This is a genomic window from Streptomyces sp. NPDC002623, from assembly GCF_053592635.1.
Genome location: NZ_JBSFWB010000002.1, coordinates 119,919 through 133,617, shown reverse-complemented (window position 1 = coordinate 133,617; position 13,699 = coordinate 119,919). Strand labels below are relative to the sequence as shown.

12 protein-coding genes are annotated in these 13,699 nt (G+C 74.2%); 9 read left to right on the top strand and 3 right to left on the bottom strand.

Annotation, left to right across the window (positions count from 1 at the left end; genetic code table 11):
• Positions 1-283: 283 nt before the first annotated feature.
• The 3 genes from ACWD4O_RS03245 to ACWD4O_RS03235 all read left to right on the top strand — a co-directional run bounded on the left by ACWD4O_RS03245 (position 284) and on the right by ACWD4O_RS03235 (position 2,117).
• Complete coding sequence (locus tag ACWD4O_RS03245; protein ID WP_451276938.1) at positions 284-1,249, top strand: zinc-binding dehydrogenase; 966 nt, start codon at positions 284-286, stop codon at positions 1,247-1,249.
• 68 nt (positions 1,250-1,317) lie between these two features.
• A complete protein-coding gene (locus tag ACWD4O_RS03240) occupies positions 1,318-1,527 on the top strand; it encodes a helix-turn-helix domain-containing protein (RefSeq protein ID WP_282511538.1) in 210 nt (69 codons plus the stop codon).
• Positions 1,527-2,117, top strand: a complete 591-nt coding sequence (locus tag ACWD4O_RS03235) for a Clp protease N-terminal domain-containing protein (RefSeq protein ID WP_451276936.1) — start codon at positions 1,527-1,529, stop codon at positions 2,115-2,117. The genes ACWD4O_RS03240 and ACWD4O_RS03235 overlap by 1 nt, the downstream gene beginning before the upstream one ends.
• A 9-nt stretch (positions 2,118-2,126) precedes the next feature.
• On the opposite strand, the gene ACWD4O_RS03230 is transcribed toward ACWD4O_RS03235, so the two are convergent.
• Together ACWD4O_RS03230 and ACWD4O_RS03225 are read right to left on the bottom strand one after the other, a co-directional pair.
• Positions 2,127-3,272 carry a helix-turn-helix transcriptional regulator gene (locus ACWD4O_RS03230; RefSeq protein ID WP_451276934.1) on the bottom strand — a complete coding sequence of 382 codons (1,146 nt, stop codon included), beginning with the start codon at positions 3,270-3,272 and terminating at the stop codon, positions 2,127-2,129.
• Between the two features lies 1 nt (position 3,273).
• Positions 3,274-4,353, bottom strand: coding sequence for a DUF4097 family beta strand repeat-containing protein (locus tag ACWD4O_RS03225; protein WP_451276932.1), 1,080 nt, complete (start codon positions 4,351-4,353; stop codon positions 3,274-3,276).
• Positions 4,354-4,498: 145 nt separating this feature from the next.
• Here ACWD4O_RS03225 and ACWD4O_RS03220 point away from each other — a divergent pair, with 145 nt between their 5' ends.
• Positions 4,499-5,353, top strand: a complete 855-nt coding sequence (locus tag ACWD4O_RS03220; protein WP_451276930.1) for a hypothetical protein — start codon at positions 4,499-4,501, stop codon at positions 5,351-5,353.
• Between the two features lie 236 nt (positions 5,354-5,589).
• On the opposite strand, the gene ACWD4O_RS03215 is transcribed toward ACWD4O_RS03220, so the two are convergent.
• Positions 5,590-5,769 carry a DUF6104 family protein gene (locus tag ACWD4O_RS03215; RefSeq protein ID WP_046418474.1) on the bottom strand — a complete coding sequence of 60 codons (180 nt, stop codon included), beginning with the start codon at positions 5,767-5,769 and terminating at the stop codon, positions 5,590-5,592.
• Positions 5,770-5,935: 166 nt separating this feature from the next.
• On the opposite strand from ACWD4O_RS03215, the gene ACWD4O_RS03210 reads away from it, so the two are divergent.
• The 5 genes from ACWD4O_RS03210 to fxsA all read left to right on the top strand — a co-directional run bounded on the left by ACWD4O_RS03210 (position 5,936) and on the right by fxsA (position 13,672).
• Complete coding sequence (locus ACWD4O_RS03210) at positions 5,936-6,493, top strand: CU044_2847 family protein (RefSeq protein WP_451276928.1); 558 nt, start codon at positions 5,936-5,938, stop codon at positions 6,491-6,493.
• A 68-nt stretch (positions 6,494-6,561) separates the two neighbouring features.
• Positions 6,562-8,847 carry a VMAP-C domain-containing protein gene (locus ACWD4O_RS03205; RefSeq protein ID WP_451276926.1) on the top strand — a complete coding sequence of 762 codons (2,286 nt, stop codon included), beginning with the start codon at positions 6,562-6,564 and terminating at the stop codon, positions 8,845-8,847.
• Between the two features lie 108 nt (positions 8,848-8,955).
• Complete coding sequence (locus tag ACWD4O_RS03200) at positions 8,956-9,978, top strand: AAA family ATPase (RefSeq protein ID WP_351903346.1); 1,023 nt, start codon at positions 8,956-8,958, stop codon at positions 9,976-9,978.
• Between the two features lie 7 nt (positions 9,979-9,985).
• Positions 9,986-13,351: an SAV_2336 N-terminal domain-related protein gene (locus tag ACWD4O_RS03195; protein ID WP_451276923.1), complete on the top strand. Its 3,366-nt coding sequence runs from the start codon at positions 9,986-9,988 to the stop codon at positions 13,349-13,351.
• A 45-nt stretch (positions 13,352-13,396) separates the two neighbouring features.
• Positions 13,397-13,672 (top strand): FxSxx-COOH cyclophane-containing RiPP peptide, encoded by a 276-nt coding sequence (fxsA, locus tag ACWD4O_RS03190; RefSeq protein ID WP_451276921.1) that lies wholly within the window; start codon positions 13,397-13,399, stop codon positions 13,670-13,672.
• Positions 13,673-13,699 lie beyond the last annotated feature (27 nt).

Below are 13,699 nucleotides of genomic sequence, written 5' to 3'. Positions count from 1 at the left end.
GCCCCGCCCGTCAGGGCGGGGCCATTCTTCTGTCCGCAGGCCCGCCTGTTCGGGTGAGCTGCTTCGGCGCCGTCCCCGGGGGCTTCGCCCCCGGACCCCCATCGGCCCCGAAAGGGCCTCGTCCTCAAACTCCCCCAGAGGGGGTGCCCCCAGACGGGCTGAAAGGCCACTGTTCGGCCCTCGCCATCGAAAGTCACCGCCCGACGTGGCCGAAGCGCAAGAGGGCGTGTCTCACAGTCGTCTCCGGTTTCGCCTGTTCCTCCCCGCCCCTATCGTCGACGTCATGTTCGCCGTCTACGCCGCCCGAATCGATCGCGACCAGCCGCTTTCCGGCCTGGAGTTGGGGGAGCGTCCGGCCCCCGAGATCCGGCCCGGCTGGAGCACCGTCGACGTCAGGGCCGCCTCCCTCAACCATCACGATCTCTGGTCGCTCCGCGGCGTCGGCCTCCCGGAGGGCCGGCTGCCGATGATCCTCGGCTGCGACGCCGCCGGGGTCGACGCGGACGGCAACGAGGTCGTCCTGCACTCCGTGATCGGGCAGACCGGGCACGGTGTCGGGCCCGACGAACCCCGCTCCATCCTCACCGAGCGCTACCAGGGCACCTTCGCCGAGCAGGTCGCCGTGCCGACCTGGAACATCCTGCCCAAGCCCAAGGAGCTCTCCTTCGAGGAGGCCGCCTGTCTGCCCACGGCCTGGCTGACGGCGTACCGGATGCTGTTCACCAACGCGGGTGTGCGGCCCGGTGACTCCGTCCTCGTCCAGGGCGCGGGGGGCGGTGTCGCCACGGCGGCCATCGTGCTGGGCAAGGCGGCCGGCCTGCGGGTCTTCGCCACCAGCCGCGACGAGGCCAAGCGGAAGCGGGCGCTGGAGCTCGGCGCCGTCGAGGCGGTGGAGTCGGGCGCCCGGCTGCCGCAGCGGGTGGACGCCGTGATCGAGACCGTCGGCGCGGCCACCTGGTCCCACTCCGTGAAGTCGCTGCGCCCCGGCGGCACGCTCGTCATCTCCGGCGCCACGAGCGGCGACCGGCCCTCGCACGCCGAGCTCACCCGGATCTTCTTCCTGGAGCTGAAGGTCGTCGGCTCCACCATGGGCACCAAGGACGAGCTGGAGGACCTGCTCTCCTTCTGCGCCGCCACGGGTGTTCGCCCCGTCATCGACGAGGTGCTCCCGCTCGACCGGGCCCGCGAGGGCTTCGAACGGCTCGCGTCCGGCGACCAGTTCGGCAAGATCGTGCTCACCCACTCCTGACGAGGACGGGACGCCAGGGTCGTCAACCTCGGTTGACGTTGCCGCTCATGTCAATGTAAGTTGACAGCATGACCGAAGCAACGGATCTCGCCGAGCGCGCCGGCGACCGCGATCCACGGGTCGGACTGCGCGCCGTCGCCGCACTGCGCCGATTGCTGGAGCAGCTGGAGTCGGTGCAGGTGCGCAGTGCGCGCAACCAGGGCTGGTCGTGGCAGGAGATCGCCGCGGAACTCGGGGTCAGCAGGCAGGCCGTGCACAAGAAGTACGGGAGGCAGTGATGTTCGAGCGGTTCACGAAGGACGCCCGAGCCGTGGTCCAGGCGGCGGTGGTGCATGCCGAGCGGGCGGGGGCCGAGCGGGTCGAGGAGACCCATGTGCTGCTCGCCCTCCTCGACCGCGAGGGCAGCCGCGGCTCGTTCGCGCTGGCCTCGCTCGGGCTGCCGCCGGGCCGACGCGAGGGACTCGTGCGGGATCTCGGCGAGGTCCGCCGCCGGGGCGGTCTCTCCCGCGCCGACACGGACGCCCTCTCGGGGCTGGGCATCGATGTCTCGGAGATCGTCTCGCGGGTCGAAGAGGCCCACGGGGAAGGCGCGTTGGCGGCTGAGGGCAACGGCGGGCGGGGCGGTTCCGGCGGGCGCCTCTTCGGCGGGCGGCCCTTCGGCCGCGGGGCCAAGGAACTGCTCACCGACACCCTGCGCATCGCCCTCAGCCACCGCGAACGGTCCATCGGCGACGAGCACATGCTGCTCGCGCTCACCAGCCGCCGCGGCGTCCCCGCCGAGATCCTCGCCGACCACGGCGTCACCTACACCGCCCTCACCCGGGTGCTGTACGGCCATGGTAGGGAAGGCGAGGCCAAGGCCGGCTGAGGGGAGCCGTCAGGGCCTCGGGGCGCGGAGTATCACTCCGATGTGCGCCGCCGCCGTGGACAGATGGCGGCGGGCCTCACGGAGCTGGTCGCCGGTGACGCCGTGGTCGCGCGCCGCGTCCCGGATGTCGTCCCGGAAGCGGTCGAGCAGACGGTCCAGGTCACGGGCCGGGTCGCCGCCGGATTCCTCGTGCGCCCAGGTCGGCTCGTATGCGGCCGGGAAGTCCTCCGGGGTGCGGGAGTACTCCGGGCGCTCGGTCGCCGAGGAGCCCGAGGTCTTCGCAGAGTCCGTGGTCGTCGCAGAGTCTGTCGGCGTCGGCGGCGTCGGTCCTGTCGTGCCGGGGCGGCCGAAGCCGAAGTCCTTGCCGTACTCCCTTCCGAAGTCCTTGCCGAACTCCCCGAACTCCTTGGCGAGTTCGGTCAGGCCCTCCCGGACCCCGGTCGGCCAGTCGCCACGGGTGAAGTGGTCCTGGACCTGTTCCTGGACCCGGCGCGCGATGCGCTGCACCTCTTCCTGGGCCTGTGTCCGGGCCCGCTCCTGCGCCTCCTTGGCCTGGCGGCGGGCCCGCTGCGCTTCGTCCCGCGCGCGGCGGCTCTCGTCCTTCGCCCGGCGGGCCTGTTCCTTCCACTCCTGTTTGGCGCGGCGCATCTCCTCCTTGGCGGCGCGCCAGGCGTCCTTGTCGCCGTACTCTCCGTACTCCGCGGAGTCGCCGTGCTCGTCGTGTTCTCCGTGCCCGCCGTGTTCTGCGGAGCTCGCCCCGGCGCCCCTGCGGGCCTCCGAGGCCGCGGCCCGCATCTCGCGGCGCAGATCGCCCGCCGCGCCGCGCACATCGGCCCGTATCTCCGCGGCCAGCTCGGCCACCGACTCGCCGATCTCCAGCTCCAGGTCGACCAGTTCACCGCTGCGGTCCGCCAGTTCGGCCCGGCCCGCGTCGGTGATGGAGTACACCTTGCGGCCGCCCTCGGTGGTGTGGGTGACCAGACCCTCGGCCTCCAGCTTGGCCAGCCGGGGGTACACCGTGCCCGCCGAGGGCGCGTAGAGCCCCTGGAAGCGTTCTTCGAGGAGGCGGATCACCTCGTAGCCGTGGCGCGGTGCTTCGTCCAACAGCTTCAGCAGGTAGAGGCGGAGACGGCCGTGGGCGAAGACGGGAGGCATGTCAGAGCACCTTCTTGTCGGTCGTGCTGTCGGCCGGGTCGTCGCAGGAGCGGTCGCTGCCCGGGCCGGAAACGGCATTGTCCCCCGAGTCGGAGTGCGGGCCGGATCGCTCTTCACCCTCCGGTCCGGCTGCGGGGGCCGAAGCCGACGCCGAAGCCGGGGCTGACGGCGGGGCCGAAGCCGGTTCGGGCGCCGGTTCCGGGGCCGGTGCTGTGGCTGGTGTCGTGGCTGGTGTCGCTTCCCGGGTCTTGTTGCGCGCATCGCTTCCCGCCTCGTCCGCCGGAGGACGCCGCAGCAGGGCGATCGAGCCGGAGACCGTCGTCGCCTTCAGACGGCCGGTGCCCGCGCCGAGGCGGCCGGTGATCCGCTTGGCGCCCCACTGGCCGCTGACCCGGAGATCCTCGAAGGCGTTGGAGACCGAGCCGCTCGCGGTGTTCGCCTCCACCCGTGCGTCCGCCGGGTGGGGCAGCCGGATGGCGATCTCGCCCGAGACGCTGGTCAGGTCGATGTTCGTGGGGCGGCTCGTGGGGTCGAGGTCGACGATCATCGACCCGCTCACGGAGTCCGCCTTCACGGAGGAGCCGGCCTCGACCACGGTCAGGTCCCCGGAGACGGAGTTGAAGCGCAGGTCGCCGGTGAGGGCTTGGGCCTCCACGTTCCCGGAGACGGTGTCCGCGCGCACCGGGCCCGCGAGCCCGACCAGGGTCGTGTCGCCGTTGACCCCCTTCACCTCGGCGCGGCCGTCGATGCCCGAGACCACCGCCCCGGCGCTCACCACGCCCACTTCCACCCGGGTGCCGGCCGGCACGGCGAGCGAGACGACGGCGCTGCGCCGCCAGCCCTTGCGGTCGAGCCACTTGAGGAAGCCCTTCCAGGGCAGATCCTCGTACGCCACCGTCAGGTTCCCGTCGCGGTGGCTCACCATCAGGGGCGGTCCCTCGATCCGGGAGACTTCCAGGCGGGCGGAACCTTCGTCCGTACCCACCACGTTCACAGTGCCGTCGACGATGCGCACGTGCAGCTCGTGCACGGGCTCGTCGAAAGAGAGCTTCTTCGGCTCGGCGACGGACCACTCGGACATGGTGCGGACCTCCTCCTCGACAGCGACACGACACGCCATATCGCGTCTCACGTAAAACACGATATATCGCGGCCGTCGAAAGTCAAGACACCCGTTCTGGTGATCACCTCCGCCCAAAGGTGACGAACTGACCTAGCGTGTGATCATGCCGAGCGATGACAAGGAAGCCGGGGAACAGGGCGGCGCCCTGCTGCTCTGCCGGGCGGAACCCGAGGCCGTCGCCCCCGCCGCCCATCTCCTGCGCGCCCGCATGCTGCTCACCGGGGCCGGTGAGGCCGGCGGCGAGTGGAGCGTCCTGGTTCCCGAGGGCGGGCTGTGGCAGAGCGGCGACGAACCGGTGGACCGCGTCCTCACCGGCTGGGCCGGCGCCCTCGCCGTCGGCGCCCCCTGGCCGGTGCTCGCGCTGTGGTGGGACACCGACCGCGCCGGATTCACCCTCGCCTCAGGCTTCCGCCGTCCCGTCGGCTACGTCTGGCTGGCCGACGGCACCCCGGCCGGCGAGGACGAGGCCATGCGCACCTTCGCCGCCCGCCTCGGCCTCGACCCCGTGCACGACATGGAGTCCCTGGAACGGCTGACGCGGCCGGACAGCGGAGCCGACGCCCACGCACGCGTACATGCCCTGGTCGCCGTCCTCGCCCGCACGGGCCTCGCGCTCCCCGACGGCCTCGCTCCCGGCGCGTCCGCCGACCGGCTGCGCGAAGTCGCCCGCGCCCGGCCGGACGTCCGGCAGATCGCCTGGCTGGGCTGGCGGGAGACGCTCCGCGTCGAACTCGACGCCGTGGAGGACAGGGTCGAGCACAGTCCCCTGGGCCCCTGGCTGCCCTGGTCGGGCAGCCCACGCGCGCGTGCACTCGCCCTCGCCCAGGTGGCGGCCGGACTGCCCCTCACGGCCTGGGGCGCGCACCGGCGCAGCGCGGGCTGGATCGCGGCGGGCGCGCTCCTCCTGGCCCACGGCGCGCTCGGACTGTCGTACGAACTGGTCCGCCCCCGCGACTGAGCGCCGCCCGGGACGACGGCCTCTTCGCGCTCCGGAACGGCTTGCTCGCCGCCCGGAGCGACTGCTCTGCGCCCCCGTCGCCGGCCTGCCAAGCGGGTCGCGGGAAGTCGGCGGGCGGTTCGGCAGCGCCCTGAAGGGGCGCGGGGCGCTGACGTGTGCGGCTCCGCCGCGCGGGCGCGACCGGCCACGATGGCGCCGCAGCGGAACGACGGCACATCGCGGCACTTCCAGCGGAGCTACTCGTCGTCCTCGTCGTCCAGGCGTGCCAGCCACGTCGCCAGGCGCTCCACCGGCACCTCGAAGTCCGGGTTCAGGTCGACGAACGTCCGCAGCTGCTCGGCGAGCCACTCGAAGGTGACCTCCTGCTCGCCGCGACGCTTCTCGAGTTCCTCGATTCCGCGATCGGTGAAGTACATGGATCGTGCTCCGTGGGTGGGTCGCAGGGATAGGGATCCTCCCTCGGGGGAAGGACCTTTGTTCCTGTGAAGGGGAAAGGTTCCGCTCTCCGGTGGGGAGGGGACAGGAAAAGGATAGGCGTACGCACGGGCGGGACCAGGGGGACTGGGGAAGCGGGGGAGTGCAATGAGCGGTGACGACGTGACGCGGGTAGCGCGTATCGCGCTGCCGGACGGGACGCCGGTGTGGGCCCGGATCTCGGGGGCCGAGGAGTTGTCCGCGCCGGCCGCGCCGGCCGGACGGCTGTCGTACAGCGACACCGGGTTCACCGAGCGCGTGGAGGCGAGCGTGGAGAGCCTGCACGCGCTCGTCACGGGGGTCGCGCGGTCGCTGGCGGAGCCGCTGCGCGCGGTGCGGCCCGACGAGGTGAGCGTCGAGTTCGGCATCGAGCTGACCGCCAAGGCCGGGAAGGTCGTGGGCCTGCTCGCCGACGGCGAGGCCAAGGCCGGCATCACGGTCACCCTCACCTGGAACAGCGGACCGCCGGACCTCGACGCACCGCCCCCGGCCGCCGACCCGCACGCGGCCACGACGTCACGCGCGCGTGACGGATCGTCCTCCACGGCGCCACACGCGCGCGACGGCTCATCATCCGACGCGGGCGCGGCGCGGCGCGCGGGCGCGTCCCCCGGCGCGCCGATGCACGGGGGCGGCGACGGCACCCTCGGCGGGGGCGGAGCGTGACGGGCGGGCACGCCCCGGGCGCATCGAACGCGTTCGATGCGGCCCGCCGTGCACTGCGTGGACTCGTCGTGGCGGCCACCGTGCGCATTCATCGCCCGGTCGTCGGGTATGCCCTGGAGGAGCCCGGCACGTTCCTCGGAAGCGGCTTCTTCGTCGCCCCGAACTGGGTTCTGACCTGCGCACATGTGGCCTGCGGCGGGGAAGGGGGCGAGGTCGCGGTGGTGTATGAGACGGCTCCCGGGCGGGGAGTCTCGACCGCACCCGGCAGGGTGGTGGCGACCCTCCCCGACCGCGCCGAACAGGCCGTGCCCGCGGCCGGCAACTGGCCGGCCCCGGACCTGGCCCTCGTCCAACTGACCGAACCCGTGGACGACCACGAGTGCGTCTATGTCTCCGAGCGCCCGGCCGCCTACTACGGCGAGGGCCGGGTGCTGTACGCCGGCTGGACCGAGAACGAGGGGCGCCTCCAGGTCCTGGACGGCACCCTCACCGTGCAGGGGACGATCGGCGGCTGGTCCTCGGACGTGCAGATGCGGCTGGGCGACAACGATCTGCCGTACGGCGTCTCGGGCGGCCCGGTGATCGACCCCGCGCGCGGTGAGGTGATCGGCGTGCTGAAGGCGCGCTCGGACCACCGGCCCGGCGGCACGTCCACCGGGATCGAGCAGCTGCGCACCCTGCGGGTCCCCGTGGAGGGGGTGTCCGCCGAGCACAGCGACCTCTACCAGGCCGTCTTCCACGCCCATGACCGCTACCACCGCGACCGGCAGCGCCACCCGGCCTCCCGCCGCCAGACGTGGACCGATGTGCAGGGCCGGCTCGGCGCCCGTCCGGGCCGCACCCTCAGCCCGGACGAGCGGATCCAGCTGCTCGGCCGGCTCGCCGAACTCCCGCCGCCCGAGAGCACCCGCGGTCTGCTGGACATCCTCGACTCCCTGCCGGACTTCGAGGCGCCCACCCCGCTGCCCGCGCCGCGCGGCTGGCGCGACGGCCTCGGGGCCCTGTACGAGAGCGCGAGTGACGACGGGGCGCTGGAGCTGGTGCTCGACTACGCGATGCGGGCGATGTCCGCTCCGCGCCCGTTCCTCGTGCCCAGCACCCCGGATGCCGAGAAGGCCCTGTGGGTCTGGGTCTGGCAGGCCGCGCAGCGGCTGAGCGCCCGCTACCGGTCCGGCCTCGCCGAGCAGCGGATCGAGCGCCTGCGCCGACGGGACGAGGCGGAGCACGAAGCGCACCCACGCCCGCACCACGACATCCCCGAGACCCCCGACACCTTCTCCGGGACCCGTCCGGCCCCCGGCTCCCACCGTCCGGCCCCCGGCGGCGCCCACGCGCCGACCGGCCGCACCGGCCACGTCGACCGGACGACCGTCGACGCCGAACGGACGCCCGCCGACCGGACGCCCGGCCTCGACGGGCGCAAGCCGCACCGGCGCGGCGGATCCGACGCACACGCGCGTGCCGGCGCCCGTGCCGTCGGCAGTGTGGCCCGGCCCTCCGCGCTGCTCGAACTCGTGCAGCGCGGCTGGGAGCCGGACCGCTGCGACTGGTCGGTCTCCGTGTCCGCGCCCGGCGGGGACGCGGTCCGGCTGCACGAGGCCGAGCGCACGCCCCTGGCCGAGCTGCCCGCCCATGTGGCCGGTCCGCTCGCGGAGGCCTTCCGGCACTGCGACGAGCCCGGCAGGCCCGCGCTGTTGCAGGTGGCGCTGCCCCACGCGCTGCTCGGCCTGGAGGTGGACACCTGGCTACTGCCGCCCGAGACGGAGTCGTTGGGCACCCTGCGGCCGGTCGTCGTGCGCTGCGCGGACCGCGACCGGCTGCCCGACGAGGCGTTCGGCGCGTACGACACCGACCGCTACGACGACCCGTACGGCATGGACGACTCCGGCGACGTGGACGAGGAGCGCCGGGCCCGCTGGCGCTGGCTGCACGCACACCGCGCGCGTGCCGAAGTCCTGGACTGCGACGAGGGGTTGCGCAAACCCGTGCCGACCGTGGAGCAGTTGCGCGCCCTGTCGCACGGCACCGTCCCGGTGCTCTGCCGGTACGGCGACCTCCGCTTCGAGGACGACGCGGCGGCGCTCGCGCGGATCGTGCTCGGGGGCTACGGCGTGGCCCTGTGGCGGCGCCGGCGCGGACAGCCCGACGACGTGTGCGGGGAGTTCCACCGCGGCACGATCGACGAGATCGCCGAACCGCCCAGCGCGCAGGCCCTTCCCGAGGCCGTGCACGATCTTCGGATGCGCCTGCGCGCGGGCCGCACCGAGTCCTTCTGGGCGGACGGGGTCGCCCTGTTGTACGACGATCCCCACCAGCCCCTCCCCGGAACCGGCGACCTGCTGGAGGCCCCTTGAGCCCACCCGCGCGCGGGCCGGTCGGCCCCTTACCAGGCACCCGCAGGATGGATAACGTGATGCACGTTCGGACGGCCGCGGCGGTGGACGAGTGACGAGGACCGGATCATGACCGAATCCAGTGAGTGGCTCATCTACCGAGGCGCCGGCGAACCGCACGACGGGATCGAGCGGCTGCCCGATCCGCCCCCGTGGCGGGACTTCACCAGCCGTGACGCGGCGGGCTCCGGCGACGGATCCGAGGACCGCAGGCTCGGCGCGCACCGGCATCTGGCCGAACTGCACCGGCCGGGCGCCGAGGAGCTGGAGATGATCAACGCGGCGCTCTATCTGCGCCGCCCGCTGCTCGTCACCGGCAGTCCCGGCGCGGGCAAGAGCACGCTCGCCCACTCGGTGGCGTACGAACTCGGTCTCGGCAATGTGCTGCGCTGGTCCATAGTCAGCCGGTCCGCGCTCCAGGACGGGCTCTACCACTACGACGCGATCGCCAGACTGCAGGACGTGCAGATCGCCGCACAGGGCGGGTTCGGGTCGGCGGCGGGCACACCGGGCGCGGTCGAGGGCATCGGCAGCTATATCCGGCTGGGGCCGCTCGGCACCGCGCTGCTGCCCTCCGACACCCCGCGCGTGCTGCTCATCGACGAGCTGGACAAGAGCGACATCGACCTGCCCAACGACCTGCTGAACGTCCTGGAGGAGGGCGAGTTCGCGATCCCCGAGCTGGAGCGGATCGCCGACCGGCTGCCGGACGGCGAGGCGGAGGTGCTGACCGCCGACGGCGTGAAGGTCCGGGTGCGCGACGGCCGGGTCCGCTGCCGCGCCTTCCCCTTCGTGGTGCTCACCAGCAACGGGGAGCGGGACTTCCCGGCCCCGCTGATGCGCCGCTGCATCCACCTGGAGCTGGGGCGCCCCGACCACAACCGGCTCGCCACGTTCGTCCGCGCCCATCTGGGGGACGAGGCGGCGCGTGCGGGGGACGATCTGATCACCCGGTTCCTGGAGCGGTCGCGCAGCGAACTCCTCGCGGCGGACCAGCTGTTGAACGCGATCTACCTCACCGACGCGGCCGCGCCGCCCAGTCGTGACCGCCTGGCAGACCTGCTCATCCAGCGACTCGACCGCCCGAGGTGAGGGCCTGATGCCCGACGCAGCGGCCCGCCACGGCCCCGTACCGCCCGACGGCGATCCGCTCGCCGAACTCGTCGTACGGCTGCGGGAGGTCGGGCTCGATCCCGACGTCACGCAGTTGTGCGACGCGCTCTGGCTGGCGCGGTGGACCCGGCCGGTGGAGGCGGCGGAGCCGGAGGAGCCGCACACCGCGACCGGCGGGACCCCCGGACGCCGGCTCACCGGGACGCGCGACCGGGACCCGGGCGGCCGGGACGCGGGGGAGCGGACCGGGCGGCCGGAGCGGCCCCCACAGGACGTGGTGGCCGACGGGCGCGTGAACCTGTACCCGATGCCCCAGGACGGGCTCCCGCGGGCCCGCGGCGCGGGCCGGGCCGCCGCGCTGCCGGTCGGCGTACCCGCTGCCCCCGCGCTGCCCGCCCCACTCGAACTCCAGCGCGCATTACGCCGGTTGCAGCGCTACCGGAGCCCGGCGCCGCCGCTGCGCACCGTGCTCGACGAGACGGCCACGGCGGAGCGCAGCGCGCAGGCGGGCGGCCTGATCCTGCCCGTCCACCGCGCCGTCACCCGGGGGGACGCCCGGCTGCAACTGGTCCTGGACGCCTCGTCGTCGATGCGCGTGTGGGACCGGCTGTTCGTCGAACTGCAGCAGGTTTTCGGTCAGTTGGGGGCCTTCTCCGACATCCAGGTCAGCCATCTGCACCAGGGCCCGGACGGCGAGCCCGCCGTCAGCCGCAGCCCCGACACGTTCGCGGCGCCGCTGCACTCCACGGACCGGCTCAGCGACCCCACCGGCCGCCGGATCGTGCTCTTCGTCAGCGACTGCGCGGGCCCGCTGTGGCACAGCGGCCAGGCGCACCGGCTGCTGCACCACCTCTCCCGGCAGGGCCCGGTCGCCGTGCTCCAGCCGCTGCCGCAGCGCCTGTGGAACCGCACCCGACTGCCCGTGATCAACTGCGAGTTGAGCCGCGGCGACACGCTCGGCGGAGCCTCCGCACTGCGCGTCCGCACCCCCGCCGGCGTCCCCGTGGAAGCCCGCCGCGGCGCTCTGCCCGTGCCGGTGCTGCCACCCGAGCCGGTCGCCCTGGGCGCCTGGGCCAGGCTGCTGTCCGGGGCCGGCGCCGGGCCCGTGCCGGGCACCGTGGGCTGGGTGCGCGCCGACCAGCCGCCCGCCCCGACCGCGCGCGCGGACCGGCGACGCACCCCGTTCGAACGGGTCAGCAGGTTCAGCTCCACCGCCTCCGCGGCCGCCGCCCGGCTCGCCGTCTACCTGGCCGCCGCGCCCCTGTGCCTGCCGGTGATGCAGCTCGTCCAGCGCACGATGCTGCCCGACTCGGGCCCGTCCGAACTCGCGGAGGTGCTGGTCGGCGGCCTGCTCACCCGCGCCACGGAATCGGCGGAGTACGCCGACGACGGCGCCCAGTGGTACCGCATCGAGCCGGACGTCCGCGACGCCCTGCTGTCCCGGCTCGGCCGTGACGAGGCCATGCTGGTGCTCAAGCACTGCTCGGAGTACATCGAGCAGCGCTTCGGCAAGGGCGGCCCCAACTTCCCGGCCCTCGCCCTGGCCCAGCTCGGCGACGGCGGCGCGGGCCGCCCCTACACGCCCACCGCCCGCCCCCCGGGCAACGGCGATCACGGCGACCACGGGGACAACGGCGGCAACGGCGACGAAGCGCCCGTGCCGCAGCCCTTCGCCGAGGTCGCGGCCCGGGTCCTGCGCCGCTTCATGCCGCTGCCCGAGCAGTTCGAGACGCACGGCGGGCGCGGCGGCCCCGGGCAGCCCGCGGACCGGCCGACGCATCAGGCGGTCCGCAGGGCCCGCATCCTGATCGAACGCTTCGACGACGAGGGCATGATCCAGGACGTCATCGACGCGGTGCAGCTGCTGCGCGGTGCCACCGAACGCGAGCGGCCCACCGGCGCGGACCCCGAGCTGTGGGCCGAGTACGCGCACTGCACGCTGCGCCTGTGGGAGGTGCAGGGCGGCGACGACCTGCTCCAGGAGGCGGAGGCGGCCGCGGAGCGGGCCACCGCGCATCCGCGCCGGCTGCACGAACGGGCCGTCCTCGCCCGGGTGTTGCACGCCGCCGCGACCGACCGCAGGCGCCGCGGCGACCGGACCGGCGCCCTCGACCTGCTGCGCCGCGCCGACCGCGAGTACGCCGTGGCCTGCGCGGCGCCCGACCTCGACGAGAACCAGGCGCTGAAACTCACCCTGGAGCGGGTGCGCGCCCTGGAGGCGCAGTGGCGGCTCGGCGGGGACAGCGCGCTGCTCCAGGGCGCCGTCGGCATGCTGGAGGCCTTCGCCGACGTCTGGCCCGACCGCCGGCTGCGCCCGCCCGAACTCCCCCTGGAGCACGGGCGGATCCTGCTGCGGCTGTCCGGCGCCACCGCCGACGCCGTCCAGGCCCGGCTCTACGCCGAGCAGGGCGCGCAGTCCCTGCGCAACGCCCTGGACACGGCCGAGCAGCCGTCCACCGCCGAGTCGGTACGCGCGCGTGTACGGATCCTGCTCGACCTGGTCGACGCGCTGCTGCAGGCCGGCGGCCCCCTGGACGACGCCCAGACCCGGGTCGACGAGGCCCTCGCCCTGGTGCGCGAACAGGGCCGGCGGGCGGCCGTGCTGGCGCGCGCCGGGCGGATCGCCCTGGCCCGCTACGCCGAGTCGGGCGAGCCGACGGAACTGGAGACGGCCGCGGACCACTTCGCGCAGGCCGCCCAGCGCATGTCACGCGACGCGCCCGCGCACGCCGACGTCCTCGCCGAGTGGGGCGAGGCGCTGCTGCGGCTGGCCGGACTGCAGTCCGGGGCACGGGCGCAGGGCACCCTCTCCCGGGCGATCCGCGTCCTGCGGGACTGCCGGATGGAGACCCCGGCGGGCAGCGCCCAGGTCGCCCACCGGCTGCTGCTGCTCGGCCGCGCGCTGATGCTGCGCTACCGGGCCCGCGGGGACCGCGTCGACCTGCGCGAGGCCGAGCACCTTTTCGGCCTCGCGGCGGCGGACGCGGAGGACCCGCTGCTGGCCGCCCGCTGCCGACTCGACCTCGGCCAGGTCCAGTTCGAGGCCTACCGCAGCCTGCGCCGCCCGGCCCGCCTCGACCTCGCGGTCGACGCCTTCCGGGACGCGGCCGAGGCGGCCCGGGAGGCGGAGGGGGTGGCCGAAACCGATCGTCGGCGCCATGAGGCCGTCGAACTGTGCGCTCAGGCGCACCACTGGCGGGGTAGGTCCTATGAAGCGGCCGCTCGGCCGCGTGCCGCACGCGAGGCCTACCGCCTCGCCCGCGCGGAGTGGTCGAGGCTGCCGGACGACCATCTGGGCACGGGCGAGCCGACGGCGGAGCAGACGGCGCGGCGGCTGGCCGAGCTGGGCTGAACACGCCGGCGGGGCGAGCGGGCGACAGGGCGAGAGGGGAACGCAATGGACGCACACATCGGGCCGACGGACGCCACGGAGCGCGCGGAGGCCCTGCCGGATCTCACAGACCTGCCACCCGTCACAGACTCTCCGGACCCGACGGACCCGACGGACCCGACGGACCCGACGGACCCGACGGACCTGCCGGATCTGACGGAGCTGAGCCTTGCCGAGCTGGGGACGATCCAGAACCCGTTGCTCCAGGAGGTGTTGGCCGATCTGCGCGAGCGGGCCAGGCGGCCGAGCGAGATGCTCTGGGGCTGGAACAGCTCGTTCTGATCCCGTCGGGCCGACTTCCACAAGCCT

Bases quoted from the DNA above. Each gene is read 5' to 3' on its own strand.
- ACWD4O_RS03245 (WP_451276938.1), top strand. From the start codon at position 284: ATGTTCGCCGTCTACGCCGCCCGAATCGATCGCGACCAGCCGCTTTCC.
- ACWD4O_RS03240 (WP_282511538.1), top strand. From the start codon at position 1,318: ATGACCGAAGCAACGGATCTCGCCGAGCGCGCCGGCGACCGCGATCCA.
- ACWD4O_RS03235 (WP_451276936.1), top strand. From the start codon at position 1,527: ATGTTCGAGCGGTTCACGAAGGACGCCCGAGCCGTGGTCCAGGCGGCG.
- ACWD4O_RS03230 (WP_451276934.1), bottom strand. From the start codon at position 3,272: ATGCCTCCCGTCTTCGCCCACGGCCGTCTCCGCCTCTACCTGCTGAAG.
- ACWD4O_RS03225 (WP_451276932.1), bottom strand. From the start codon at position 4,353: ATGTCCGAGTGGTCCGTCGCCGAGCCGAAGAAGCTCTCTTTCGACGAG.
- ACWD4O_RS03220 (WP_451276930.1), top strand. From the start codon at position 4,499: ATGCCGAGCGATGACAAGGAAGCCGGGGAACAGGGCGGCGCCCTGCTG.
- ACWD4O_RS03215 (WP_046418474.1), bottom strand. From the start codon at position 5,769: ATGTACTTCACCGATCGCGGAATCGAGGAACTCGAGAAGCGTCGCGGC.
- ACWD4O_RS03210 (WP_451276928.1), top strand. From the start codon at position 5,936: ATGAGCGGTGACGACGTGACGCGGGTAGCGCGTATCGCGCTGCCGGAC.
- ACWD4O_RS03200 (WP_351903346.1), top strand. From the start codon at position 8,956: ATGACCGAATCCAGTGAGTGGCTCATCTACCGAGGCGCCGGCGAACCG.
- ACWD4O_RS03195 (WP_451276923.1), top strand. From the start codon at position 9,986: ATGCCCGACGCAGCGGCCCGCCACGGCCCCGTACCGCCCGACGGCGAT.
- fxsA (WP_451276921.1), top strand. From the start codon at position 13,397: ATGGACGCACACATCGGGCCGACGGACGCCACGGAGCGCGCGGAGGCC.